Annotated in this window: 23 protein-coding genes; 13 read left to right on the plus strand and 10 right to left on the minus strand. The window is 39.8% G+C overall.

The window, feature by feature from the left end; genetic code table 11:
• Positions 1-43 precede the first annotated feature (43 nt).
• The 6 genes from AACQ49_RS05970 to AACQ49_RS05995 form a co-directional block, all read right to left on the minus strand.
• Positions 44-1,681 (minus strand): AMP-binding protein, encoded by a 1,638-nt coding sequence (locus tag AACQ49_RS05970; protein WP_004249237.1) that lies wholly within the window; start codon positions 1,679-1,681, stop codon positions 44-46.
• Positions 1,682-2,137: 456 nt separating this feature from the next.
• A complete protein-coding gene (locus AACQ49_RS05975) occupies positions 2,138-3,469 on the minus strand; it encodes an MFS transporter (protein ID WP_074924114.1) in 1,332 nt (443 codons plus the stop codon).
• Between the two features lie 82 nt (positions 3,470-3,551).
• The gene (gene fixX, locus AACQ49_RS05980; RefSeq protein ID WP_004245788.1) at positions 3,552-3,839 is read right to left on the minus strand and encodes a ferredoxin-like protein FixX; all 288 of its coding nucleotides are present in this window, start codon (positions 3,837-3,839) and stop codon (positions 3,552-3,554) included.
• The gene (locus AACQ49_RS05985; protein ID WP_129623414.1) at positions 3,836-5,128 is read right to left on the minus strand and encodes an FAD-dependent oxidoreductase; all 1,293 of its coding nucleotides are present in this window, start codon (positions 5,126-5,128) and stop codon (positions 3,836-3,838) included. The genes fixX and AACQ49_RS05985 overlap by 4 nt, the downstream gene beginning before the upstream one ends.
• A gap of 55 nt (positions 5,129-5,183) precedes the next feature.
• Positions 5,184-6,122: an FAD-binding protein gene (locus tag AACQ49_RS05990; RefSeq protein ID WP_004249234.1), complete on the minus strand. Its 939-nt coding sequence runs from the start codon at positions 6,120-6,122 to the stop codon at positions 5,184-5,186.
• A gap of 11 nt (positions 6,123-6,133) precedes the next feature.
• Entirely contained in the window at positions 6,134-6,907 is a 774-nt protein-coding gene (locus AACQ49_RS05995; RefSeq protein WP_004249233.1) for an electron transfer flavoprotein FixA, read from the minus strand.
• Between the two features lie 598 nt (positions 6,908-7,505).
• On the opposite strand from AACQ49_RS05995, the gene caiT reads away from it, so the two are divergent.
• From caiT to caiE, 6 genes are all read left to right on the plus strand, one after another.
• A complete protein-coding gene (gene caiT, locus AACQ49_RS06000) occupies positions 7,506-9,020 on the plus strand; it encodes an L-carnitine/gamma-butyrobetaine antiporter (RefSeq protein ID WP_004245792.1) in 1,515 nt (504 codons plus the stop codon).
• A gap of 42 nt (positions 9,021-9,062) precedes the next feature.
• Positions 9,063-10,205, plus strand: a complete 1,143-nt coding sequence (caiA, locus tag AACQ49_RS06005) for a crotonobetainyl-CoA dehydrogenase (RefSeq protein WP_004245793.1) — start codon at positions 9,063-9,065, stop codon at positions 10,203-10,205.
• Positions 10,206-10,274: 69 nt separating this feature from the next.
• Positions 10,275-11,495, plus strand: a complete 1,221-nt coding sequence (gene caiB, locus AACQ49_RS06010; RefSeq protein WP_161778932.1) for an L-carnitine CoA-transferase — start codon at positions 10,275-10,277, stop codon at positions 11,493-11,495.
• A 77-nt stretch (positions 11,496-11,572) separates the two neighbouring features.
• Entirely contained in the window at positions 11,573-13,129 is a 1,557-nt protein-coding gene (caiC, locus tag AACQ49_RS06015) for a crotonobetaine/carnitine-CoA ligase (RefSeq protein WP_151250755.1), read from the plus strand.
• A 65-nt stretch (positions 13,130-13,194) separates the two neighbouring features.
• Positions 13,195-13,980, plus strand: a complete 786-nt coding sequence (caiD, locus tag AACQ49_RS06020) for a crotonobetainyl-CoA hydratase (RefSeq protein ID WP_161778933.1) — start codon at positions 13,195-13,197, stop codon at positions 13,978-13,980.
• Positions 13,981-14,019: 39 nt separating this feature from the next.
• The gene (caiE, locus tag AACQ49_RS06025) at positions 14,020-14,613 is read left to right on the plus strand and encodes a carnitine operon protein CaiE (RefSeq protein WP_161778934.1); all 594 of its coding nucleotides are present in this window, start codon (positions 14,020-14,022) and stop codon (positions 14,611-14,613) included.
• Between the two features lie 63 nt (positions 14,614-14,676).
• On the opposite strand, the gene caiF is transcribed toward caiE, so the two are convergent.
• The 4 genes from caiF to AACQ49_RS06045 form a co-directional block, all read right to left on the minus strand.
• Positions 14,677-15,069, minus strand: a complete 393-nt coding sequence (gene caiF, locus AACQ49_RS06030; protein ID WP_004250151.1) for a carnitine metabolism transcriptional regulator CaiF — start codon at positions 15,067-15,069, stop codon at positions 14,677-14,679.
• A gap of 718 nt (positions 15,070-15,787) precedes the next feature.
• The gene (fsa, locus tag AACQ49_RS06035; protein ID WP_004250150.1) at positions 15,788-16,450 is read right to left on the minus strand and encodes a fructose-6-phosphate aldolase; all 663 of its coding nucleotides are present in this window, start codon (positions 16,448-16,450) and stop codon (positions 15,788-15,790) included.
• Positions 16,451-16,712: 262 nt separating this feature from the next.
• Positions 16,713-17,324 (minus strand): lytic polysaccharide monooxygenase, encoded by a 612-nt coding sequence (locus tag AACQ49_RS06040; RefSeq protein WP_017628514.1) that lies wholly within the window; start codon positions 17,322-17,324, stop codon positions 16,713-16,715.
• A gap of 328 nt (positions 17,325-17,652) precedes the next feature.
• A complete protein-coding gene (locus tag AACQ49_RS06045) occupies positions 17,653-18,114 on the minus strand; it encodes a regulatory protein RecX (RefSeq protein WP_036919119.1) in 462 nt (153 codons plus the stop codon).
• Between the two features lie 358 nt (positions 18,115-18,472).
• Here AACQ49_RS06045 and AACQ49_RS06050 point away from each other — a divergent pair, with 358 nt between their 5' ends.
• From AACQ49_RS06050 to AACQ49_RS06080, 7 genes are all read left to right on the plus strand, one after another.
• Positions 18,473-19,462, plus strand: a complete 990-nt coding sequence (locus AACQ49_RS06050) for a hypothetical protein (protein ID WP_004249227.1) — start codon at positions 18,473-18,475, stop codon at positions 19,460-19,462.
• Entirely contained in the window at positions 19,462-20,604 is a 1,143-nt protein-coding gene (locus AACQ49_RS06055; RefSeq protein ID WP_161778935.1) for a BamA/TamA family outer membrane protein, read from the plus strand. The genes AACQ49_RS06050 and AACQ49_RS06055 overlap by 1 nt, the downstream gene beginning before the upstream one ends.
• Positions 20,604-21,755 carry a DUF4056 domain-containing protein gene (locus AACQ49_RS06060; RefSeq protein ID WP_161778936.1) on the plus strand — a complete coding sequence of 384 codons (1,152 nt, stop codon included), beginning with the start codon at positions 20,604-20,606 and terminating at the stop codon, positions 21,753-21,755. The genes AACQ49_RS06055 and AACQ49_RS06060 overlap by 1 nt, the downstream gene beginning before the upstream one ends.
• A gap of 275 nt (positions 21,756-22,030) precedes the next feature.
• On the plus strand, positions 22,031-22,825 hold the full coding sequence (locus AACQ49_RS06065) for a protein bax (protein WP_004249225.1): 795 nt from the start codon (positions 22,031-22,033) through the stop codon (positions 22,823-22,825).
• A 164-nt stretch (positions 22,826-22,989) separates the two neighbouring features.
• Positions 22,990-24,408, plus strand: a complete 1,419-nt coding sequence (locus tag AACQ49_RS06070) for an MBOAT family O-acyltransferase (RefSeq protein ID WP_004245806.1) — start codon at positions 22,990-22,992, stop codon at positions 24,406-24,408.
• Positions 24,395-25,588 carry an SGNH/GDSL hydrolase family protein gene (locus AACQ49_RS06075; protein WP_004245807.1) on the plus strand — a complete coding sequence of 398 codons (1,194 nt, stop codon included), beginning with the start codon at positions 24,395-24,397 and terminating at the stop codon, positions 25,586-25,588. The genes AACQ49_RS06070 and AACQ49_RS06075 overlap by 14 nt, the downstream gene beginning before the upstream one ends.
• On the plus strand, positions 25,563-26,795 hold the full coding sequence (locus tag AACQ49_RS06080) for an SGNH/GDSL hydrolase family protein (RefSeq protein ID WP_017827366.1): 1,233 nt from the start codon (positions 25,563-25,565) through the stop codon (positions 26,793-26,795). Before AACQ49_RS06075 ends, AACQ49_RS06080 begins: the two co-directional genes overlap by 26 nt.
• Positions 26,796-26,838 lie beyond the last annotated feature (43 nt).

A 26,838-nucleotide genomic window follows, 5' to 3' on the forward strand; every position in this document is an offset into this window, starting at 1 on the left:
CTTCATACTGCTGTTGTCAGAATGTGGATAAATCCGTTGCCACTTAACCCGCTACCATGTTTTTTTCATCTTTGATTGAAACGCCATAACCCAATTGCAATTTCAGCGCCTGCACATCAATTTTTCCGCAAGGGGTATGAGGAAATTCTGTAAAGAAATGGAGTTCTTTGGGGATTTTGTAGCGAGCTAGTCGCTCTTGTAGAAATTCACGTAATTCACTTTCACCAATGCTGTAGCCTTTTTGCACACAAATAGCGACAATCACTTCTTCACCTAAATCGGCAGAGGGGATCCCAAATGCTTTTGTTGCATCAACACCCACATATTCAGCAATGGCTTCTTCTATTTCACACAGGCTGATATTTTCACCACCGCGTACCACAATCTCTTTTATACGATAGGCATAGTGATAATTTCCTTGTTCATCGATATAGCCAATATCCCCCGTGTGCAACCAACCCTCTTCGTCTAACGCTTCTTTGGTTTTGTCTGGCGCATTGTCATAACCCATCATCACATGAAAGCCACGGGTGCAAATTTCACCTAAAATGCCTACTGGCACAGGTTTACCTGTTTTCAGATTAATAATTTTCATTTCAACAAAAGGTAAAGGCTTACCAATAGAATGACGTTTTATCTCTAAAGCATCATTAGGGAGAGTTTGCGTGCAACACGGTGAGGCTTCTGTTTGACCATAAGAGATAGTGATCCCTTTCATGCCGAGGATAGTTTCAATGTCATCAATTAACGCAGGAGGGAAACTTGCTCCTGCGATAATGCCTTTATCAAGACTCGATAAATCATAGTGAGAAAATTGTTCATGCTTCATTAAACGACTAAAAATGGTCGGTACACCATGCATAATGGTGCAACGATGATGTTGAATGGCTTTTAATACATCTTCAGCGTTGTAATTATCAAGAAGAACAAGTTGGCACCCTGTTGTTAACGCAAAAAAGAGACAAGAAGAGAGTCCAAAGCAGTGGAATAGCGGAACCGCAAGACAAATCACATCATCATGCGTAACACCTAAGCGCTGTGCTGACAGCATGGCATTATTAATAACATTATATTGGCTTAACATGACACCTTTCGGCATTGCTGTACTGCCAGAGGTCATTTGAATAGTTAGTAAATCTTTTACGCTAACTTGTTCAATAGCATGTTGATATGCTTTGTCTGATATTTTTTGGCTAATTTCTTTTAATTGAGATAAAGAGACGCTTTTTTCTGCCTGTTGATTTCCCATGCTAATAAATAATTGAGGTAATGCGTCTTTATTTTTTGATGCTTTTTTAGAAAGATAATTAATAACCTCAATAAAATGATTACTTTTAAAACCATCAGAAAAACAGAGTGCTTTAATTCCAGTTAATCGGCATAAATCTAATAACTCTCTTTTTTTTAAATGAAAGTTAATACAAACAACCGGAATACCAATTTGAGCAGCTGCAAGAAAACAAATTATCCATTCTTTACTATTAGCAGACCAGATACCTAAACGATCGCCTTTTGTTAACCCCATGGATAAAAAGCCACGCGCAACACTCTCGACTTCTTGTTGTAATTGTTGCCAAGACAGTGTTTTTTTACTTTGGTTTTCAATTAAGGCCGTTTGTGACGCATATTGCTTCACTACATTGTTTAGACATTCTTTAACTGTCGTTTCTAATAAGGTCATAAATACCTACTTAACCGCTTCTTTTCTGATGTTTACATCTGTAATGACCTTATTCTGGGTAGGGGAAATAATTCATTCTTGGTAAATAACGAACTGTTTTTCGTCATTTGAATAATCTGAGAGAGATTTGTGATTGAGGTCTATATTTGGTGAGTTAAATATAATTTGTAATTGAAGTATAATTAATAACAATAAGATAAAATTGAAATCAAGGCGTTATAAAGGTGTTATTATTAATAAAAAAAGAGAGCGGTATTTTATTTAAATAAGAAAACAACACCACTCTCTTTTTCAATATAAAAACACACAAATCATTTAAGAATATAAAAAAATCTTATCAATAAACATTAACGTAATCATTAAAATCAAAATAATATAAAAACAATAACAATTAATTTTTATAACATCTAAATAAAAAATTATTTAAAGCACTTAACTTATTTTATTAATGATCAATTAAAGGGATTTTTTACCACGTCGCATAGGCATCTTTGATGTCTGCTTTAACGTTAATCCCTTCGTTTCTGGCGCAAACAGTACTGATACCATCATCCCAAACAGAGAAATAGCCGCCCCCACCAGCATTGTGGTATTGATCCCATAAGTGGCAATAAAAGCGGGAAGCGCACAGGTGGAAATAACCGTCCCAATACGGCTTATCGACATAATAACCCCCACCGCCGATGCTCGGATATCGGTTGGAAATAATTCATTCGGATAAAGCCACTGTAAAATGCCAGGTCCTCCCGAGAAAAAAGCATAGGTAGCAAACGCTAAGATAACGAATAAAATCGGTAAATTCGGGAATATCCCCAGCGTGAATAATGCTAAAGTCATCATCGCAAAACTACCAATTAACAGTGGGCGTCGCCCCGTTTGGTTTAACCAAAACATTGCGGGAATACAACCCAACATAAAAAATAGGCTGATCACGACATTGCCTAATGCCGCACTTCTTCCTGTATCCCATCCTAATAAACCGACAATTTGAGGGCCAAAGGTATAAATGGCAAACATCGGGATCACTTGGCAGGTCCAAATTACGGCAACAAAGAGCACAAATGAGAAGTGGCGTTTATTAAATAATTCGATAAAACGGGTCGTTTTAGCATCTTCTGCTTCAAAGACCACAGGCTCGCCAAAGAGTTTGATCATCATTTCATTACACTCTTTAATACGCCCTTGGCGTATTAACCAAAGCGGTGATTCAGGGAGATCAAAGCGACCAATTAGAATAATAACGCAAGGAATAAAAGCACTGCCTAACATCCAACGCCAGCCATCTTGGACATCATATAAAAGATAACCCACTAAATTGGCACATGTCGCACCGATATACCACATAGCAGCAATAAATCCGACGGCAAAGGCACGTTGCTTTTTATTGGAAAATTCGGTGATCATCGAAGTTGCAATAGGATAGTCAGCGCCAATCACAATCCCAATAAGGAAGCGCATCACTAACAACCCTATTGGTGTTGAAACAAACATGGTCGCAATAGAAATCACCGCAATAGCCACAATATCAACGAGGAACATTTTACGGCGCCCTACTTTGTCACAAATATAGCCAAAAAGTGAGGTACCAATAAAAAGCCCTGCTAATGTTGCCGCACCAAGCAGACCAATCCATCGCGTATCAAGCTGTAATATAGGTGTTAATTGTTCGAGCGCCACACCAATAATGACTAATACATAACCATCAAGAAAAGGGCCGCCACTTCCCCATAACATCACTCGACGATGTACTGAGGTAAAACGAATATCATCAAAGTTTCTGGGCTGCATGACTGCGTCCTAGTCTATTTTTTAACCAAAGAAAGAAAAGCTCCCAGGCCGGAGACAGCGCTGGGAGAAAAGTAGCGATACATCATCCGTAACGATATTCCACGCCAAACGTTCCGCGTGGGTATTCCCATTTTTCAAGCGCACTGTCTAAACCGAGAATTCGACAGGTTCCACACTCTAAGCACCCTGCATAATCAAAGCTGACGCTACCATCTTGTTGTTTTTTATAAAGACCCGCAGGACAAGCTTTTACCAGTGTGTCTAATACTTGCATATCAGGTTGCTGTTTAATGATGATATGTGGATTTTCTTCATCGACATTAAATTTATTGATGCCCAATTTGACATCGACATTTACAGGAGAACTCATATTGCTTTTACTCCTTTGATCCCATCTTTTATTAAATTCATCCACCCCACTTTTTTGCTATGACGCATGATGGTTTTACGCATCGGTACAGGGGCATCATCGGTGACAGTAAAGAGATCTTTTGCAATACCAACCACCATGTCAGGATAAGCAGTAAACATACGCGGATTATCTAGTAAATCAGGCATACGTTGATATGCTTTCATATCGCGCAAAGGCCCCTGTGCTAAATGGTCGAGATACTCATTAAGGGTTTGTTTACTAAAATCATTTTTTGCCATTGCTGAAAGCACCGTTTTTGCAGCAGCTTCCCCTGATGCCATGGCTAAATCCATCCCTCTAATGGTAAAGCCTAGATTCATACACATGCCTGCCGCATCTCCTGCTATCAAAACACCATCGCGAACAAGTTCGTGTTGCATTCGCAAACCTGCCTCAGGTACCACATGGGCGCTATATTCCACCATTTTTCCATCAGCAATTAGCGGTGCTACAACGGGGTGTTGTTTAAAATCTTCTAGCATTTGTGGAACCGATTTTTTGGCATCTTTAATATGGTGAAGCCCACAGACAAGCCCCAAAGAAAGCGTCGTTTTATTGGTATATAAAAAACCGCCCCCCATTAACCCATCGGTAGGAGAGCCGGCAAATAACCAAGCTACACCTTCGTTATCTTTTAGGTTAAAACGATCTTTAATGACACTTTCAGGCAGTTCGATGATCTCTTTTACGCCCACGGCAACATTTTCAGTTGCAACTCGTTTTGTCATGCCTAACTGTTCAGCCAAAAGTGAGTTCACACCATCAGCCAAAATCACCGCTTTGGCTTCTAATACATCACCATCTGCTTCTACACCGACAATTTTACCGTCACGCTCAACTAACTTATCAACACGAATGCCCGTGATACACTGGGCGCCTGCATCTTCGGCTTGCGCCATTAGCCATTGATCAAATTCACCACGTAATACAGACCAAGAGGCATGATTAGGGTTATGCGTTTCAGCGTTTTGATAGTCGATAGTCATAGCCCCTGTTTGTGTCATAAATGACAGTTTTTCATGGGTGATCACCCGCTCAACCGGAGCCTGTTGCGCAAATTCAGGAATGATGCGCTCAAGGGTATGGGCATATAGACGACCACCCGTTACATTTTTTCCGCCGGCGTAGTTCCCTCTTTCTATTAGCAATACCTGCGCACCTTCTCTGGCTAAAACAAGTGCAGCCACAGAGCCCGCTAATCCTGCGCCAACAATAATGGCATCGAAAATATCTTCGGAATCGGACATAACATCTCCAGAACTTGCAAATAAAGCAGAGAAGTTATCTTCTCTGCTGACTAAATCAGTTAGATAGTTGACGGGTAAGTGCAGGCAAAATCTTCATTAAATCACCGACAATGCCGTAGTCAGCAAATTGGAAGATAGGTGCATTTTTATCTTTGTTGATCGCCATAATGGTTTGTGATCCATTTGCACCAACCATATGTTGGATTTGCCCTGAAATACCTACCGCCAAATACAGATCTGGCTTAAGCATCAAGTTAGAAATGCCAACATAACGCTCATGCTCCATCCATTTTTCATTTTCAGCCACAGGGCGGGAGCAGGCGATTTCAGCCCCAATCTCTTTTGCTAACTCTTCTGCAATAGCAATATTTTCTTTACTGCCAATACCTCGACCAACACTGACCACAAAACGAGCTTTATCCAGATCGACGGCATTGATTTTTCTTGGCTGAATAGACTGGCAAATAATGCTTTGTGAAGGGGCAATCCATGCTACTTTTTGTGCCGTACCCGTAGCCTGTGTTTCTGATGCAACGTCAAAAGCGCCAGTGCTTGCGGTAACAACACAATAAGGTGTTGTTAATGTTTCATCACCAAAGGCAAGTCCACCGTAAACCATATGTTTTGCCACTAATGCATCATTTTGGGTACTTAATGATTGTGCATCATTTGATACTACCGCGGCTAAACGGTGACCTAAACGAGCGGCAAATAATTTGCCACGACGCGTATTCGGCAGTAAGACCAAGCCGGCATCGCTATGTGATTTAATGGTTTCAACGATACTTTGTGCATAATCTTCCATAATGCGATCATCAGGTTTACCTTCTAATTGGAAAACCGCTGTCGCCCCTAATTTAAAGGCAGCGATGCTTTGCTCATCATTAAAGGTAAAGACATTGATTGATTGACCTAATGAAGAAGCACCTCCCATTAATTCTGGTAAAGGGGAAAGTACATCACTCAACACCCAAACAGTTGAAAACTGGCTCATAACTCCCCCTATTACTTAATAATTTTTCGTAAATATTCTGCAAATTCAGCAATTTGATCGTCGCCATCACCTTCAATAATGATGCGCTGACGTACTTTTTGTTTCGGTGCTAACACGGTTTGCTCTGAACGTGGCGTTATGGGCTCTAAACCAAGATCGGCCACACTCCATTGTTGAACCGGCTTTTTAGCGGCACCTAAAATGGCTTTCATGGATGGAATTTGCGGAGAGTTGATATCGGTAGAAACGGCAATCACCGCAGGTAAGGTGATAGTAAGCGTTTCAATTTCGTTTTCTAATTCGCGTTCAACGGTGATGGAATCAGTTGTAATAGAAACAATTTTATTAACCCCATTAATGGCAGGAATATTCAAGATCTCCCCCACCAGCAAACTCACTTGTTGGGAACTTAGATCTGCCGAGCCATCACCACATAAGATAAGATCGTACCCCTGCTTAGTTGCAGCTGCCGCAAGCACTGTCGCCGTTTGATAAGGAAGAGAAGCTTCCAATTGCTCATCAACCACCACCACGAGATCATCAGCACCACGAGATAACACATCTTTACGTGCTTTAGCGTTAGTCAGCGCGTTACCACCTACGCTCATTGCCGTGATTTGAATACCATCAAGTTGTGTTTTTAACTGATTTGCCGCTTCAATCGCATTTAAATCATATTGGCTAATTTTGTTATTGGCGCGCGAAAAATCGAGTGAACCATCGGCATTATTGACCACAATATCCTGTTCATCGGGAACACTCTTGTAACATGTAATAATCTTCATTACATCTCCTGAAATTAATAAATATGTCATTTACTCTGGCAATGTAATATACAATTAGCACAATTAAATGATTAATAAATTAAATCTAGATCACCAATATTGAAGATTATTAAATAAGAGATGGATAGCGTTCAATATTGCTAAATACATCACCAATATTGAAATTAAATTTAATTAAAGTGATTAACTTTCAATATTGTTATCTGGATCAACAATATTGAACATAATAAGAAATGAGTTATTTAATATTCAATATTGCCACAAAGATCAACAATATTGAAAGAGCGAATATAACACATTTATTACAAACCTAAACATATCCTTATTTATCAATTAATTAAGATGAAAATAAAAGGTTATAAAACGTAACATAAAATCGACAAAAAGAATAGTGTGAAGTGAATAACAGAATGAAACATTAATAATATCCATTATTCTTCTTCATTAATGATTTTATAAATTAGCCAATCGGCTTGTTTTTTGATTATGATAAAAACCAATTAATGGAATATATAGGATCTAACTAAAAGAGTTTATTCGAAATTAGGAATTAACACTTATTAAACTTCTGCGCTAAATATATTTGGAAAATTTACCTATGAGCAAAGATAATAAAAAGGCAGGAATAGAACCGAAGGTTTTTTTTCCGCCATTAATCATTGTTGGTATTTTATGCTGGTTAACGGTACGCGATCTTGACGCTTCAAATGAAGTGATCAATGCCGTGTTCAGCTATGTTACCAATGTCTGGGGTTGGGCCTTCGAATGGTATATGGTGATCATGTTCGGGGGCTGGTTCTGGTTGGTTTTTGGACGTTATGCCAAAAAACGCCTGGGCGATGAGAAACCAGAATTTAGTACGGCAAGCTGGATCTTTATGATGTTTGCTTCTTGTACATCAGCGGCTGTACTGTTTTGGGGCTCAATTGAAATATACTACTACATTTCAAGTCCTCCTTTCGGTATGGAAGGTTACTCCGCGCCAGCCAAAGAGATAGGGTTAGCTTACAGCTTATTCCACTGGGGCCCGCTACCTTGGGCAACCTATAGTTTCCTGTCTGTCGCCTTCGCTTACTTCTTTTTTGTACGCAAAATGGAAGTGATCCGCCCAAGTAGCACTTTAACGCCATTAGTGGGTGAAAAACACGTTAATGGTTTATTTGGTACTGTCGTCGACAATTTCTATTTAGTCGCTTTGATCCTAGCAATGGGCACCAGCCTTGGGCTTGCAACGCCTTTGGTTACTGAATGTATTCAATACTTATTTGGTATTCCTCACACTCTACAATTAGATGCCATTATTATCTCTTGCTGGATCTTACTCAACGCTATTTGTGTGGCATTTGGTCTACAAAAAGGGGTAAAAATCGCCAGTGATGTGCGTACTTACCTGAGCTTCTTAATGTTAGGTTGGGTATTTATCGTGGGTGGTGCCAGCTTTATTGTCAATTACTTCACAGATTCTGTGGGTACATTGCTGATGTATATGCCACGTATGTTGTTTTACACCGATCCTATTGGTAAAGGGGGTTTTCCTCAAGCTTGGACTGTCTTCTATTGGGCTTGGTGGGTTATTTACGCCATTCAAATGAGTATCTTCTTAGCGCGTATCTCTAAAGGTCGTACTGTTCGTGAATTATGTTTAGGAATGGTATCAGGTTTAACCGCAGGAACTTGGCTGATTTGGACTATTCTGGGGGGTAACACTTTACAACTGATTGACCAAAATATCCTTAATATTCCGCAACTGATTGATCAATATGGTGTGCCACGCGCCATTATCGAAACATGGGCCGCTTTACCCCTCAGTACAGCAACCATGTGGGGCTTCTTTATTCTCTGCTTTATCGCCACCGTCACTTTAATCAATGCCTGCTCTTACACACTAGCAATGTCAACTTGTCGCTCCATGAAAGAAGGGGCTGAACCACCATTATTGGTACGCATCGGCTGGTCTGTATTAGTCGGTATTATCGGCATTATTTTACTAGCATTAGGCGGCTTAAAACCGATCCAAACCGCCATTATTGCCGGAGGATGCCCACTATTTTTCGTCAATATCATGGTCACCTTGTCCTTTATAAAAGATGCCAAAGTGCACTGGAAAGATTGATCTCCCTATACGCAAAAAATGACACATTAAGAGGTTATTAACATGGATTTTAGATTGAATGATGAGCAGGAACTGTTTGTTGACGGTGTCCGCGAATTAATGGCCAGTGAAAACTGGGAAGCTTATTTCGCACAGTGTGATCGCGAAAGTAAATACCCAGAGCGTTTTGTTAAGGCCTTAGCGGATATGGAAATTGACAATCTGCTTATCCCTGAAGAGCACGGTGGCTTAAATGCCGGATTTGTTACTGTTGCCGCAATTTGGATGGAATTAGGTCGTTTAGGTGCGCCAACCTATGTGCTCTATCAATTACCGGGGGGATTTAACACCGTATTGCGTGAAGGGACTCAAGAACAAATCGACAAAATCATGGCGTTTCGTGGTACAGGCAAACAGATGTGGAACTCAGCGATCACTGAACCGGGGGCCGGTTCTGATGTGGGCAGCTTACAAACCACTTATACCCGTAAAAATGGCAAAGTTTACCTCAACGGTAGCAAATGCTTTATCACCAGTAGTGCTTATACCCCTTATATCGTCGTGATGAGTCGTGATGCGGCTTCCCCTGATAAACCCATCTTTACCGAATGGTTTGTCGATATGAGTAAACCCGGCATTAAAGTCACTAAGTTAGAAAAACTGGGTTTACGTATGGATAGCTGCTGTGAAATCACCTTCGACAACGTTGAACTTGAAGAAAAAGATATGTTTGGTCGCGAAGGTAACGGCTTTAACCGTGTGAAAGAAGAGTTTGATCATGAGCGTTTCTTAGTGGCACTGACTAACTATGGTACCGCAATGTGTGCGTTTGAAGATGCGGCGCGCTACGCCAACCAACGGGTTCAATTTGGTGAGACTATCGGTCGCTTCCAACTTATTCAAGAAAAATTCGCCCATATGGCGATCAAACTCAATTCAATGCGCAACATGTTATATGAAACTGCATGGAAAAGTGACAATGGCTTAATTACCTCCGGTGATGCTGCAATGTGTAAATACTTCTGTGCGAATGCAGCCTTTGAAGTGGTTGATAGTGCGATGCAAGTGCTGGGTGGTGTGGGGATCGCAGGTGAACACCGTATTGCACGTTTTTGGCGTGATCTACGCGTTGACCGTGTATCTGGTGGCTCTGATGAAATGCAGATCCTGACATTAGGACGCGCTGTACTGAAACAGTATCGTTAATTAATCGCAGAGCACTCTCTTAACATCGAGTGAGGGAGTGTTCAAACAGTCCACTGACGAGGTGACATTATGACAGAACATTTACCCATGCCACAATTTGGTCCACTAGCTGGAGTTCGTGTGGTGTTTTCAGGTATTGAGATTGCCGGGCCATTTGCAGGACAGATGTTTGCAGAGTGGGGGGCGGAGGTCATTTGGATTGAAAACGTTGCATGGGCGGATACCATTCGTGTTCAACCTCATTATCCACAGCTTTCCCGTCGCAATCTACATGCGTTATCGTTAAATATTTTCAAAGACGAAGGCCGTGATGCTTTCCTAAAATTAATGGAAACCACGGATATTTTTATCGAAGCCAGCAAAGGTCCTGCCTTTGCCCGTCGCGGTATTACCGATGAGGTTTTATGGGAGCATAACCCTAAATTGGTTATCGCGCACTTATCCGGCTTTGGTCAATATGGCGATCCGCAATATACCAACCTTCCAGCCTACAACACTATTGCTCAAGCATTTAGTGGCTATCTCATTCAAAACGGCGATAAAGACCAACCTATGCCCGCCTTTCCTTATACCGCTGACTATTTCTCTGGTATGACGGCAACCACCTCAGCATTAGCGGCACTGTACAAAGTGCAACAAACGGGCAAAGGGGAAAGTATTGATATTGCAATGTATGAAGTGATGTTGCGAATGGGGCAATACTTCATGATGGACTATTTTAATGGCGGAGAAATCTGTCCACGAATGACCAAAGGCAAAGATCCATACTATGCCGGCTGTGGCTTATACCGTTGCCAAGATGGTTATATCGTGATGGAAGTGGTCGGCATCACTCAAATTGAAGAAATTTTTAAAGATATTGGTCTTGCTCATCTATTAGGTACTCCTGAAGTCCCCAAAGGGACACAACTGATCCACCGTATTAATTGCCCTCATGGTCAACTCTTTGAAGATAAATTAGATGAATGGCTAGCCAACCAGCCGATTATCGCCGTACTAAAACGCCTATCTGAACTCAATATTGCCAGTGCAAAAGTGTTAACCATTCCTGAATTAGAAGGCAATCCACAATACGTGGCTCGAGAGTCAATTACTCAATGGAAAACGATGAGTGGTGAAACCTGTAAAGGACCAAATATCATGCCGAAATTCAAAAATAATCCAGGAAAAATCTGGCGTGGTATGCCTGCTCACGGCATGGATACCAATGCGATTTTGAAAAATATCGGTTATAGCGACGAACAAATTAGGGAGCTAGTCGATAAAGGGCTAGCTAAAATCGTAGAGTAAATACCGTTAGACTCAGGTACAAGTGGCACTATCCCACAATACCTGAGCTTACGGCAAAAGCATGGGATAACAGTTTAATGGATGTGATTGGCAGACAACACTTACGGCAAATGTGGGATGATTTAGCTGAAGTTTATGATAAAAAAACAGCGCTAATTTTTGAATCTGCACAAGGGAAAGTCAGACAATTTAGCTACAGTGAATTAAATGAAGAGATCAACAGAGCCGCAAATCTTTTTCATGCCTGTGGTATAAAAAAAGGCGACCATGTTGCCTTACATCTTGATAACTGCCCAGAATTTTTCTTTTGCTGGTTTGGACTGGCAAAAATTGGCGCTGTTATGGTGCCCATTAATGCCCGCTTTATGTATGAAGAGAGTGCTTGGATCATTAACCATTGCCAAGCACACTTTGTGGTAACAAGTGATAATTTCTCTCCAATTTACCAACCGATGTTGCACGATAAGCACTCTCCTTTAACGCAACTGTTTTTAATAACAGAAAACGGTCTCCCTACTGAAAAAGGGGTTGTTGATTTTTTAAGTGAAAAAGCCAAGCATCCCGTTACGCTTAATCATCACACCCCATTAAGTGTGGATGACACGGCTGAAATCCTTTTTACCTCAGGAACTACTTCACAACCCAAAGGAGTAGTTATTACGCATTATAATTTACGTTTTGCTGGCTACTACTCCTCATGGCAGAACGCCTTACGGGAAGATGATATCTATCTTACAGTCATGCCTGCTTTTCATATCGATTGTCAGTGTACCGCATCACTTCCTGCTTTTTCTGTCGGTGCCACATTTGTACTACTAGAAAAATACAGTGCAAGAGCCTTCTGGAAGCAAATTCTCAAATACCAAGCAACGGTAACAGAATGCATACCCATGATGATGCGCACCTTAATGGCACAACCAATCTCACCAGATGAAAAGCAACATAAACTGCGCGAAGTGATGTTTTACCTCAATCTTGCAGATGAAGAGAAAGATGCCTTTATTGAACGCTTTAATGTGCGATTACTCACCTCTTACGGCATGACAGAAACCATTGTTGGCTTAATCGGTGACAGACCTGGCGATAAACGCCGCTGGCCATCTATTGGTAGACCGGGATTTTGTTATCAAGCGCAAATTCGTGACAAACAAAATCAGCAAGTTCCTAACGGTGTAGTCGGTGAGATCTGCGTCAAAGGTGAACCGGGAAAAACCTTATTTAAAGAGTATTACAATCGCCCCGATGCAACAGAAAAAGCGCTAGAGCCTGATGGTTGGTTACACACGGGTGACTATGGTTATCAAGATGACGAAGGCTTTTTCTATTTTGTTGATCGCAGTTGCAACATGATCAAACGCGGTGGTGAAAACGTCTCTTGTATTGAAATTGAAAATATCATCGCATCACATCCTAAAATCCAAGATGTAGCAGTAATTGGTGTACCTGATGATATTCGCGATGAAGCCATTAAAGCCTTTGTGGTACTGGTTGACGGTGAAACGTTAAGTGAAGAAGCCTTTTTCGCCTTTTGTGAACAGAATATGGCGAAATTTAAAGTGCCTTCCGCCGTTGAGTTTAAACAGGGGTTACCACGTAATTGCTCAGGCAAAGTGATCAAAAAGCATTTGAAATAGGCCATAAGTGGGTTTTCGTGACAGTTAATTATAACTGCTTATTTTTATTGAAAAAGGAATATGACATGAGCCAATCATTACATCTAACAACACGTGGTTCAGTGCTTGAAATTATATTAGATAGACCGAAAGCCAATGCAATTGATGCCAAAACCAGTCATGAAATGGGTGAGGTATTTATGCGTTTTCGTGATGATCCTAGTTTACGCGTTGCCATTATTACAGGTGCTGGTGAACGATTCTTTTGTGCCGGCTGGGATTTGAAAGCCGCAGCTGAAGGAGAAGCCCCTGATGCAGACTTTGGTGCTGGTGGCTTTGCGGGCTTAACGGAATTATTTGATCTTAATAAACCTGTCATTGCTGCCATTAACGGCTATGCTTTTGGGGGTGGCTTTGAATTAGCACTGGCAGCCGACATGATAATTTGTTCAGACAATGCTTCTTTTGCCTTGCCAGAAGCACAATTAGGTATTGTCCCTGACAGTGGCGGTGTTTTACGTTTACCTAAACGCTTACCTCCCGCAATTGTCAATGAAATGCTCATGACTGGCCGTCGTATGAATGCACAAGAGGCGCTACGCTGGGGCATTGCTAACCGCGTTGTCAGTACGACTGAACTGATGGATAGCGCCCGTGAATTAGCCGATCAAATCGCCAACAGTGCGCCACTTGCAGTCGCTGCATTAAAAGAGATCTACCGTGCCACTAGCGAGCTTTCGATTGAAGAAGGCTACAAATTAATGCGCAGTGGTGTTCTAAAATATTACCCACGTGTTTTACATTCAGAAGATGCACTCGAAGGCCCGCTAGCCTTTGCCGAAAAACGCTCACCTGAATGGAAAGGACGGTAATTATCACTTGAATTGATAATACAACTAAGAGGAAAACTGATGAGTATCTATGCATTTGAAGGTGTTATTCCTGTTGTTCATCCAACAGCTTACATTCACCCATCAGCAGTACTAATTGGCGATGTCATTATTGGTGCTGGTGTTTATATTGGCCCTTTGGCTTCATTACGGGGTGATTATGGCCGTTTAATTGTTGAAGCAAGTGCAAATCTTCAAGATGGCTGTGTTATGCATGGTTATACGGATATGGATACCATTGTGCAAGAAAATGGTCATATTGGTCATGGTGCTATTCTTCACAGTTGTATTATCGGTCGTGATAGCCTAGTCGGTATGAATAGCGTGATTATGGATGGTGCGGTCATTGGTGAGGAAAGTATTGTTGCCGCCATGAGCTTTGTGAAAGCGGGCTTTCAAGGACAGGCGCGACAAATGTTAATGGGAAGCCCAGCAAAACATGTACGTGATATTAGCGACCAAGATATGCAGTGGAAACGTATGAATACTCGTGAATATCAAGATCTCACTGTTCGTTGTCGTCAAAGCTTAGTAGAAACGACACCATTAACAGCCCCTGAAGCTAATCGTCCTCGTTTAAGGGGCACGACAGAGGTAAAACCTAAAGGTCAATAAGCCAACAGCGACAGGCACAACAAACGCCTGTCGTATTGCTTTATTTTAACACTCGGCTATCAATTAACGCCGTTGTGATTTTGACAACATCCATTGCCATTTTTGTTGGTGATTCAGCCCATGAGGGATCATAGCGGCTAATTTCTCTGGGGCGCTTAAACGACTTTTACTTTGCGTATGACCTTTTAAACGAGAGTAAAGAGCAGGATCAATATGACTGACTTTGATCATCCGTTGGCATTGGCACCCTCTTCCTTCCAATTGATTAGGAACGCTTTTGGTTTCACACTCAATCTCTTTTACATCAGAAAGAATATAAGAAACGATATTAATCGCATTACATTGGGGGATATCAAAATTTTTAGCGATCTCTTTCGCACTCACCCAGCGTTGTTGCTCTTGAACCCAGTCTGCAATTAACAAATAGAGTGGTTTATTTATGTCTTCTTCACACATATTTACTCCAACAATATTACAAATCAAAGTTTATTTATCTCTAAATAAAGATAATAACTATATGTTAATTTTATTTAACCGCGGAGTATCGGCTTTCCCTGTTAATTCATTCAGTTAGTTATTTAAAAATAAATAATATTTTGTATATCATTAACAACCAAACTCTTTAATTAACACATTAATTACAATTTATTTTGTTGTTATTAAATATAAAATAACACTAATAAAAATAAATAAAATCAACTTACTGAGTTTACAGTAAGAACGGACAAAAAGAATAAAAGAACATGGTAAAAGTGTTTATAAACAACAAAATAGCATAAAAATATTATATTATTAATCCATTAAAATGCTAAGATTATAGTAATAGATTTATTTTTAGATTACCACAAAGGCAACTTATTGTTAGATATAAATCAATAATTGATTAAATTACACCTTGTCCGCGTATACGATAATTTAGCAGAGAATAATCTTACTTTAAAAACACAAATCGATATAATAAATTATTATTGCGCAATTTAATCAGATAATATTTCTACAATATAGTACAATGCTCAGCATTCTATTCTTTTTAAATAGTCTAATTCATCAGTAGAGTTTTTATTTAATATAGACAGAAAAATTGAATAAGAATAATATTTATTTTACCTATGATTATTATTTTATTGGCGCCATTAACATTAAATAGCGCCAAATAACAAACACAATAAAATCATTACAATGATTGGCGATTAAAGGCTAATGACCAATCATCAGTAAATTTATTAATCGCATCATCGACTACGGGTGAACGGATAATAGAGTAGGCAAGCTCTATCGGAAGTGTTACAGCCGAAGCGCCAGACAACAGACAATCAACCACTTGGCGTGGTGTTTTAAAACTAGCTGCCAGTATTTTAGTGGGTAAATTATGCATGGAAATCAGCGTTTGCAACTCTCTTACTACTCTCACACCATCAGAGCCTTGTCTATCCATACGATGCACATAAGGAGCGATATAATCAGCCCCTGCTAACGCCGCCATCAACCCTTGAGACACACTGTAAATAGCAGTCCCCAATACCAACATATTTTTTTGCTTTAATTGTTTAATAGCAACCAAGCCAGCTTCAGTGACGGGAATTTTAATCACAGTATTATCGGCAATATTACCAATGCGCAATGCTTCTTCAATCATGGTATCGATATCACGGGCAATTACCTGCGCAAATATCCGCCCCTTACCGCCCATAGCGGCTTTTAATTCAGGTAATAGCGTTTCAATGGGCTGCGCTGATTGAGCAATAATAGAAGGATTGGTAGTGACACCAGCAATAGGAAGCACTTGTGAAAGTTTTCTCACTTCTTCAATATCTGCGGTATCTAAATAGATTTCCATAATCGCGCCTCAATGATGTTGGTTTTAAGCTAAATAATTATAGGTATAGATTAGAAAGTAGCATTGTGAGCGAAGAATTTCTAGTAGAACAGATGAAAATAGCGCCATTTTCACGGCGCTAACAATTAAACAAAAAATAACCGTTATATTTATTTAATCCTTATCATTAATATAATTTTTTGCTATTAAGTATAGCCTCGATCTTAATAGTATTAAGATTAATAGCATGACTAAAATAATTATTTAAATAAAATATAGCGAGTTATTTTTTAAATTCAGCATCAATAACTTGATAAAAAGCATTACCCGTATCAGCAATATCCCAAACACCTAAAATAATTTGATAACCAGAACGTTCTGGTATATTACAATTTAATGTTACGGTTTCTGTGGGTATTTTCCCATTATCATTTCGTTGGCAAAAAGGTGTTAAATCAAAATCAGCACGGGTCAATGGTTTATTAACATCCCACCCTGGTTTTGTAATAAAGAAGCGCCATGATTCAGTGCTATGTTTTGCAGTTAATGTCCACTTAAAAGTATTTTCGCCACTTTTCATTGCCACTTTATGCCAGCGATCTGCACTTTGTGCATTTAAAGCAGAAAAAGTTGCCTTTCCACCACTGGCAATTTCACCATCTGCAGGACCACCTTTAGGGAATCCTTTATCCCCTTCAATGGATTGCGGTTCATACTGTATCGGACCACAATTTTTATTTAAATTCCCCCCTTTGGATGAACAAAGAAAAGCTCTGCTGGGTGGACTATCAATATAGCCATGCTTTAATGTCACCTCAGCTGATGCTGTTGAAATAATACCTGCAGATGATAATAATAATGTTGCAGTAAATAGCATAAGTTTATTTTTCTTCATAATAAATCCTCAATAATAATTAAATTTTTTAAAATATAATGATTATGTCAATCACATTAGATATTAGTCAAAAATAGATAATTAAATATATATTTATTAAAATCTGTGAGCAATATCGTCATTTAATTTAATATTAAAAGGAGACTAAAACAGTCATTTAATATTTATTAGATGATGATTAACTATTGAAATAATAAAAATATAAACAAGAGTATATAAAATAAGTTTATTATTAAAGAATAGTTTTAAATTAACATTTCACTTAAATTAACTATTCTTTATAAAAATTAGTTTGATGATAAATATGCCATGGCACTTCGTTAATCAATTAAAATAACGCATTGATATAATCAGAAGTAAACCCTCGATATTGGAGATAGCGAATTTGTTTGGCTCTCTCTTTAAAATCTTTGGGTTTACCTGTACCAAATTTTTTCTCTTTAAGATCTTGGCAGAGTGCATACCAATCAGTTTCTGTTTCTTCTAGTACCCGTGCAATAATTTCACTGGGAAAGCCTTTTTGCTGTAACTCTTGGCGAATACGCAGCGGGCCATAAGATTTACTTAAATAACGACGAAAAAAAGCATATACCGTGCGATTATCATCCAGATATTGGCCTTCTAATAATCGCTCGATCACTTGCTCTAAGCATCTTTCATCGGTTGTGCTCTGTTTAGCTTTATCGACTTCGTTGATCCTACGTGCTAAACGGCGTTTCAGCTCAGTGGTGCCATAATCACGACGCGACAACATAAATATAGCGTATTGGTATAATTCATCATAAGTCATCGCAACTCCTTAGTGTTATTGCACTCCAGTTCAGTATCCTGCATATCTTATCGCAGTTACTTATCAATGCGACCAATTAATCTTAACTTATCAATAACTGTACAAAAATAGTACAAACACGCTTGGTAAACCCCGTTATTTATCACCATAAAATCATCTGCTTTTATTAAGAATAAATGAAGATAAAGATGATTATTAGTTAAAAACACTTAGATAATACCGTGATAATACATATTGTTAAGCATTTTTATCTGCAATTAGCACTTATAGCTGGTGACCATATATAAGAAAAAGACTAAAATTTCGCGCTACTCTTTTACTTACTATTTGGTTATTTTTTTATTTTTGTGGGTTATATATGAACTTTTCTCATTTTAATAAGGTAGTGTTTGCTGCCTCTCTTCTTGCTACTGGCTTTTCTTATGCGGATAGCGATCGCCCTCTGCTCTCTTTAAGTGTAAGCCAATCTGGCGGCACTGCGTTAAATAGCGAAGGTTCGTTAGATACCCGTACTCCTGCAAGCCAATCGCGCGTATTACCTATTTGGGGTGATGAAGCTCGCGCCCGTGGTTATGATTTACCAGAGCCATTTGGTGCAAGCTATAGCTATATGAATCTACGTCAAGATATTATTGTGGATAAAATTGGTTTTTCATCACCAGCACTACCCCAACTTAGTGATATAGTCAAAATTGATGTTGGACATACACGTGAAAAGAGTGAAACTCATATGCTCAAATTAGATAGTTGGGTTTTGCCTTTTTTCAATGTTTATGGCTTATATGGTAAAACAAAAGGTACATCTCGTTCAGTCTTAAAAAATGTTAATGTTCAAATCGGCCCTTTGGTTATCCCTGTTGCTAAAAATGAAATATTTAATTTAGATTTTGAAGGAAAAACCTATGGTGCTGGTTTTACTTTAGCGGGTGGTTATAACCAATTTTTTGGTACTTTTGATTTAAACTATACCAAAACAAGTCTTGATATTCTTGATGGGGATATTAAAGCCTTAGTCATTTCACCTCGTGTTGGCTATGAATTTGTTTTTCAACCTTTAATCACCGGCCAAGGTAATACCAAGCTACAAGTGTGGACAGGTGCCATGTATCAAGATATTACCCAACGCTTCAAAGGTGACGTAAGTAAATTAAGCTTACCAGCTAACTTTGAAGATATGGTTAATTCATTTGGTGGCAATATTAAATTCGACGTTGAACAACATCTTGCTCATAAATGGAACCAAACGGTAGGGGCTCGTTTAGAAGTCACCCGTAACTTTAATGTGATCACCGAAGTGGGCTTTAATAATCGTAATAGTTTCTTTGTTTCTGGTGAGTTCCGTTTTTAATGGTTAAAACATCTTTTATTTATGGGCTGGCCTTTGCCAGCCTATTTATTTCACACACAGCGAATGCCCAACTCTTTCCTGATAGACAACAAATCGACCAATGGTTAAATCAACTAGGAGGGAGCAATAGTTTTGATCGCAGTAAAACCATCGACTGGGGCGTTTTACCCGGGCCTTTCTATACCCCTGAATTAGAGTTGGGGCTTGGGATCGCCGTTGTTGGGCTTTATCAAGCAGATAGTCGTCCCGACAGTAAAATTTCATCACTGTCATTAAGTGGCTTTGGTTCATCAACCGGGGCTTTTGGTATGACTTTTAGTAACTATACTTACCTTGCTGATGATACATGGCGCTTTTACCTTACTGGGGCATTAAATAATGTGCCGACCAACTTTTGGGGACAAGGCTATCATGAAGGACGAGTTAAAAAGAACTTTGCACAATATCGTTCACAAGAGCTACATTTAACGCCGACATTGCTACGTCAAATTACCAAAAACACCTATATTGGCTTAGGTTGGGATTACGCTAACTTACAAGCAGCAGCACCTGATGATGAGTTTAAAGCCTATATGAGCAAACGTCATTTGCCATTACGCTCTACCAGTTCAGGATTAAGTGTGCGCTTTACCTACGACAGTCGCGATTTTTTGCCTAACGCTCGCCAAGGCCAAGCCTTTGATATTAGCTATACTCATTATTCATCGGATACCGGTAGTAATAACCGTTTTAATGCAACCCAAATGCAGTACAACTATTATTATCCATTAACCGAAGATGCGGTACTCGCCTTTGATAGCTATGCTCGCTTTACCTCAGGAGATGTACCATGGACGCAACTGTCTAAATTAAGTAACGGCCATCAGATGCGTGGCTATTATGAAGGGCGTTATCAAGATAATCATGTCTTTTCTAGTCAGATAGAGTATCGGCAAAAACTTAGTTGGCGTCATGGTATTGCATTATGGGCCGGAGGTGGCACATTGAGTAATCAAGCACGTGATCTCGGTAAAGGACATTGGCTACCCAGTGTTGGTATTGGTTATCGTTTTGAATTTAAACCACGCATGAATGTACGCCTCGATTTTGGTATCGGTAAAAAGAGCACGGGATTTTATTTCCAAGTGGGTGAGGCATTTTGATGTTAACGCGTTTGGCTGTTTTTAATATCATCTTCATATTGGTCATTTCAGGATGCACTACCTCATCTGTGTCTGAAACCATTGCCGCTCATCTGGAAAGTGAAACTCAAGAAGAAGCCTCACAAGTTTGGCAAACGCCCCCCGCACTTGATGCACCTAATGGATTAAGGCCTTGCTGTGCTTTTGGCTATAATTTAAAAGTCAAAGCATGGGGAATACCTATCCCCTTTTATCGTATCGATAATATTGTTGAAGCTTCTACTTTAGGTGATCATCGCTATAACGATAACTTTTGGCTGGGAACTGCCGCAGTATTAGGCATAGGCAGTGAAAAGTCGGGCATAGTCTATTCACATAAAGGGGGCTTTCTTGATATCGCCCATATTCGTGATACCGCAGATTATACTTATTATCTCTTTAGCCATATCTATCCCAAATTAGGCCAAGAGTGGACGCTAACACTCAGTGACGAATTAGCACAGCGTAAAATTCACTTTAACCGCTTTACTCCTCCTAGTAGTGATCGACAACGTTATACCTTAAGTGCTTATCTTGCCGCGCGTTTAGCTTATCGCCTTGCCGTATGGCATGAGATTGCACAGTGGTACGGTTATCGCTCTGTGGCGGGATTTTCAGAAGGGATCTCCGCATTCTCACCAGAAGATCTCTACTCTAACCTAATGGGGGCGCGCTTATCACTTACCCTGATCCTCAATGGTGATGCCACAAACCTTGAGCACTATAACCAATCAATGCAGCGTATTATTCCCTCAGCACTCGCTCAACTAGAGGCGCAACCTCGTCAAGTCACCCAGCAGTGGTTTGATTTAATTGATGGTCAATGGTGGAATAGCCAAGAGCGGGTACCCGATAAATTTTTAGTATTAAAGCGTGATTATCATCTTGCTGATAAACGCTATCCGGTATTGCCTTTTGGGGAGACAACTCCACCTCATTACCTGACATTACCCGATGTTTACGCAGGCTATTCTTTAAAACAATTAGCAGAATTTCAGCTTTGGCCTACTAAACAGATGGCAAATTTACCCGTCCCTAAAACTTATTGGAAAGAAGCGGATTTTGCTGATTTAGCAGAAAAAGCTCGCCAAATTGATCAAAAAACTCGACCAAAAACAACAAAAAATGACTAAACATTGAACAAAATTGACATATTAAAAACGCTAAATTATGATAAATTTGAGTTAAACAGCATTAATTTATATAAGAATAACTGAACAATAATCAAAAATCACATTTTTTGTTAAAAGAAAAAAGCGATTATAAAACGAGGCGTTCCAGTAAATAAGATACATTTTATTAACAATGCACTCGTAGTTATCCTAATGTAAGGCGATATTTTGTAGCTATAGAAAAAGTAATTTGCTAGTATTCGTTCGATTTTTATCCAGTTAAACGAGGAGAAGCAATGCCCTCTCAATTGATGAGGACAAGTGCCGTCTTCGCTTTCTTGATTTCACTACTCTTTACTGGTGTGAGTTTTGCCTCTACCAGTACCGGCAGTTCCCGAATGCTGCAGGCGGATACATTCAAAAGCACGACAACCTCGTTGCCAGATTTGAAAAAATATCCCTCGGGAACTCAGCGTAAGAAAGCGTTTTTAAATGTCATAGTTCCTATTATTGATAACATTAATAATAAGATATTGAGAGATCGTGAGTGGTTAACCGCTCAACGTAAAGCCCAACACTGGGGCAGCGCAGATTTGAAAAAACTGCGTGAAATCTGTCAATACTATGGCGTAACATGTACCAGCCCCAAAAAAGTGAATTGGGATTCGTTACTGACTCGCGTTGATATTATTCCGACTCATTTTGTCGCAACGCAAGCCGCAACAGAATCAGGTTGGGGAACATCAAAATTGGCACAGCAAAACAATAACTTATTCGGTATGCGATGTGGTAACCGGTCTTGCAATAATGTCCCTGGGAAAACCAAAGGCTATGCAGCCTACCCGGATATTGAAGGCTCAGTGATTGCTTATATGCGTAATCTCAATACGCACCGCGCCTATAATTCACTGCGCTCATCAAGAGCACAGCAAAGAATGACGCAACAGCAACTCGATCCACGCCAGTTAATCACCGACTTGAAAGGCTATTCAGAATTAGGTTCAAGTTACAATGATTATCTGACCGAAATGTTCGACTCAAATAAGAAGCTGATCACGCAAGTTCAGTTACAGTCGAAACGAGAAAGTTAGTCCTAAATAGCTATTCATAGCAAACAAAAGCCACTTTTCATTTATCTGAAAAGTGGCTTTTATTTATCACAAGATAATCTTTTGATTGAAAGCAAGCTAATAATTCATAATATAGGGAGTAACACATTTGGTATGACTGTTAAATCACACCCTTAGAGCCATTTATGAATTTTTTTTCATTCGAGTTTCTCGGAGCCTTTACGAGCTTTTTTATTATCTATTGGCTCTTCCAAAAGCAGGTTAAGATCCAAAATATCTTACTCATCATAGTAAGTTATGCTTTTCTATTCTATGTCGACTACCGTCCTGCTGTTATCTTATTAAGCTATACGCTTTTGATTTACTCATTAGCCAATATACTCACCCGCTATACATCAACGAAAGTGATTTATTGGTTACTGGGGCTGTTAGTTGCCCTCTATTTTACTGCCTTTAAATATTACTCATTTTTCCAAGAATCATTGACACAACTATTCTCACAGTGGGGATTAAGTGTTGAATTACCAATTATTGAACTACTGGCACCATTAGGGTTATCGTTTTATATCTTCCACTCTGTTAGCTATGTCGTTTCAGTGTGTCGCAAAGAGATCCCTAAAGCCCCTTTTCTTGATGTCGTGCTCTACTTATGCTTTTTCCCAAGCATTGTGGCGGGACCGATTAATCGTGCCAAACAATTTTTACCACAAATTCAAGCACCAACCCGTAAAATTATCGACTATAAAGGGGCTATCATGCTGATTGTATTAGCAATCGCTAAGCTCTTTTGGTTAAGTGGTTGGTTGTCGACAAATTATGTCGATCCTATTTTTAATGCCCCTGATTTAGCCACTAGCGGACAAGTACTGGTGGCGACCTATGCTTATGCATGGCATATCTATTTTAACTTCTCGGGTTATACCAATTTAGTGACAGGTATTGCGCTATTACTGGGTTTTGTTGTCCCTCGTAACTTTAATGCACCTTATTTAGCCATCAATCTTGCTGATTTTTGGCGTCGTTGGCATATAAGTTTATCAACGTTTATTCGCGATTATGTTTATATCCCTTTGGGGGGAAATCGTAAGGGCGTTATTCGACAAAATGTGAATGCCTTTGCCGCGATGGTTATCTCTGGTTTATGGCATGGCGCAGCTATGACGTTTATTATCTGGGGAGCCATTCATGGTATTGGTGTGGTGATATTAAATATCAAACACCGCCTTTTCCCCGCCGCCAAACATGACGCCAATAGCATGCTAGCATCATTAAAAATGTTGTTATCTTGGATAATTACCTTCCATTTTGTGTGCTTTGCGTGGATCTTTTTTCGCAGCCAAACCGTCAATGATGCTTGGATATTAATTCAACAACTCTTTAGTGCAGGTGCTTGGCAGTCGCTACAAGCCGAAGGGCTAACCCTGTTTATGTTCTGGGGACTGTTCTTACTGTATCCTTGTTTTGTCACTTTAAGGGCAATTATTGCGCGACTTGAGAAAAAAGTGCCTTGGTATGTTTATCCACTACCATTAGCGTTGATCCTTACAATTATATTTATGTTGTCTCCTGATGGGGTTCCGGGATTTATTTATGCCAGCTTTTGATTTCAGTTCAAATTTAAAAAAGACCGTAAAAGTGGCTTTAATGGTGCTCTTCAGCACACTATTTCTTATTTGGCTAAACCAAACATCATTAGAGCGCTTTTGGCAACAACAATACCATCGCCCAGCCCCTTGGTCGGGTTTATCACAATATTATGCTTGGCAAGTGGGAGGTCAGTTGCGAGATGGCGTATTTGTCGCAGTAACAAGCTATAGTGATTATTTGCGAGTTAATCACCCGGATAATCAGGCTAAACCAATAACGCCTCGTCAAGAACAAACCGCCTTTCCAGAAGGATTTGCAGTAGGGCTACATTTTATCAATGGCTATACTCGCCCCGCTTCGCAATTAACACAACAGTTTCCACAACTCCTACAACGTCAATATGCACAAGGTACATTAGCAAATGCATCAACTATTGATCTGACAAAAGCCGCTGCTGAAGCCCAAAAACCTATTGTGCAAAAAACAGATGTCATATTATCTCCCAAAGACAAAGTGCTGTTTGCTGGAGATTCAATGATGCAAGGCGTTGCCCCCTTATTAAAACGTCAATTGCAAACAGATTATAATATAAGCAGTATTGATTTGAGCAAACAGAGCACAGGATTAGCCTATCCTAAGTTTTTTAATTGGCCTCAAACTATTGCTAATCGGTTAGCTAGCGATGATTCCATTAAGTTACTGGTTGTTTTTTTAGGGCCTAATGATCCTTGGGACATGCCCCCAGATGGTGGCGGACGTTATTTAAAATTTGCCAGTGAAGCGTGGGGTACCTTATATCGCGCACGTATCGCCAGCATTATTGATAATGCGCGCCAACATAATGTGAGTGTGATTTGGATTGGTCCTCCGAATATGCGTAAGCAAAAATTATCTCAAGGTATGGCTTATCTAAATCAACTTTACCGGGAAGAAGCAGAAAAAACGGGAGAAATTTACCTTTCTGTCAATGATATGTTTAAATATGAAAAAGATATTTATTCTGATTATATCGGTGATGGTAGCAGCCGCGTGAAGCTAAGAGCAGGCGACGGTATTCACTTTAGTTTAAAAGGGCAACAAATCATTGCTCAGCAGGTATTCTCGCGTATCCATCTGCAAAAAGTTGATGATGTGCCAGATGATGTAACAGACAAAAATATGGTCACGCCAAATGAAACAATTAACGCACATCCTTAAACCTCGAACCTTAGTCAGTCGTTCTATTATACTGGCTTTGGTTTCGCTGTTAGTCGCTTGTAACCAAGAGAAAGATAAATCTCTTACGCTATCAACACCTAGCGTGTTACCTGCAGATGGTTCAAGACAACTCTACAACTACCACGATCCCAACTTTGCCGCTTTTGCGCAAAAGTTAAAGCAACGACGCCAAAGGGTACATATCGTACAGTTGGGTGATTCACATACCGCTGCGGATTTTTTCAGTGGTAAACTACGTGAACGTTTTCAAGCTGATTATGGCAATGGTGGTATAGGTTTTATTCCCCCTACCGCTATTGCGGGTCAACGTATTGCCAATATCCAATATCAAAGCAGTAAAAAAGCGTGGGATTTACTTTCTAGTCGCAAAGAAAGCGATCCTGATTTTCCCTTAGGAGGATTTATCGCTGAGCCAGTCGCGAAATGGTCAGCATTGCAACTAAATGAAAATCCCACAACAGGTCAGCGTTACCAATTACAAGCGTTATATAAGGCGCCTACGGCTTCACAAATCCATTTACAATCCGCTGGCAGTAAAACGCTTTCACTTTCACAGACACAAGGTGAATGGCAATTTTCTAAACCCACAACGATCACCTTCCCAATCAATATTACGATTAGTAAAAACCAACCGATTAAATTAGGCGGTTGGTTAATCAGCAACCAAAAGCCAGGGGTGATGTTATCCGCATTAGGTATTAACGGCGCAACCATTAATATGATGGATAAATGGGGAGCACAGTGGAGTAAAACATTAGGCCAATTACATCCCGATATGGTGATTTTAGCTTATGGCACTAATGAAGCCTTTAATGATACGTTTGATTTAGTGGCTTACCGACAACTGCTTGTTGAAAAAATTCGTCAAATCCGCCAGCAAGCCCCGAATAGTGCCATTTTATTAGTTGGTCCGTCGGATTCTATTAAGAATAAAGATGCATCAGATTGTCGCTCTCAACAACCCCAATGGTTAACCGATATTATTCGTATCCAAAAGGAAGTCGCTCAACAAGAGCGTACATTATTCTGGGATTGGCGCGATTATATGGGTGGAGAGTGCTCAATTAAAGCATGGTCTATTTATGATCTTGCAAGGCCGGACGGTGTCCACCTTTCTCGTGAAGGGTATGAAAGTAGTGCAAATACTCTCTATAGCCAATTATCAGCGCTGATTAATAAAAGTTAGATATTATTATAACGAAAAGGAGCCTCAGCTCCTTTCTCGTTAT

Origin of the sequence: Proteus sp. G2675 (assembly GCF_963886535.1) — a bacterium.
Lineage (GTDB): Bacteria > Pseudomonadota > Gammaproteobacteria > Enterobacterales > Enterobacteriaceae > Proteus > Proteus mirabilis.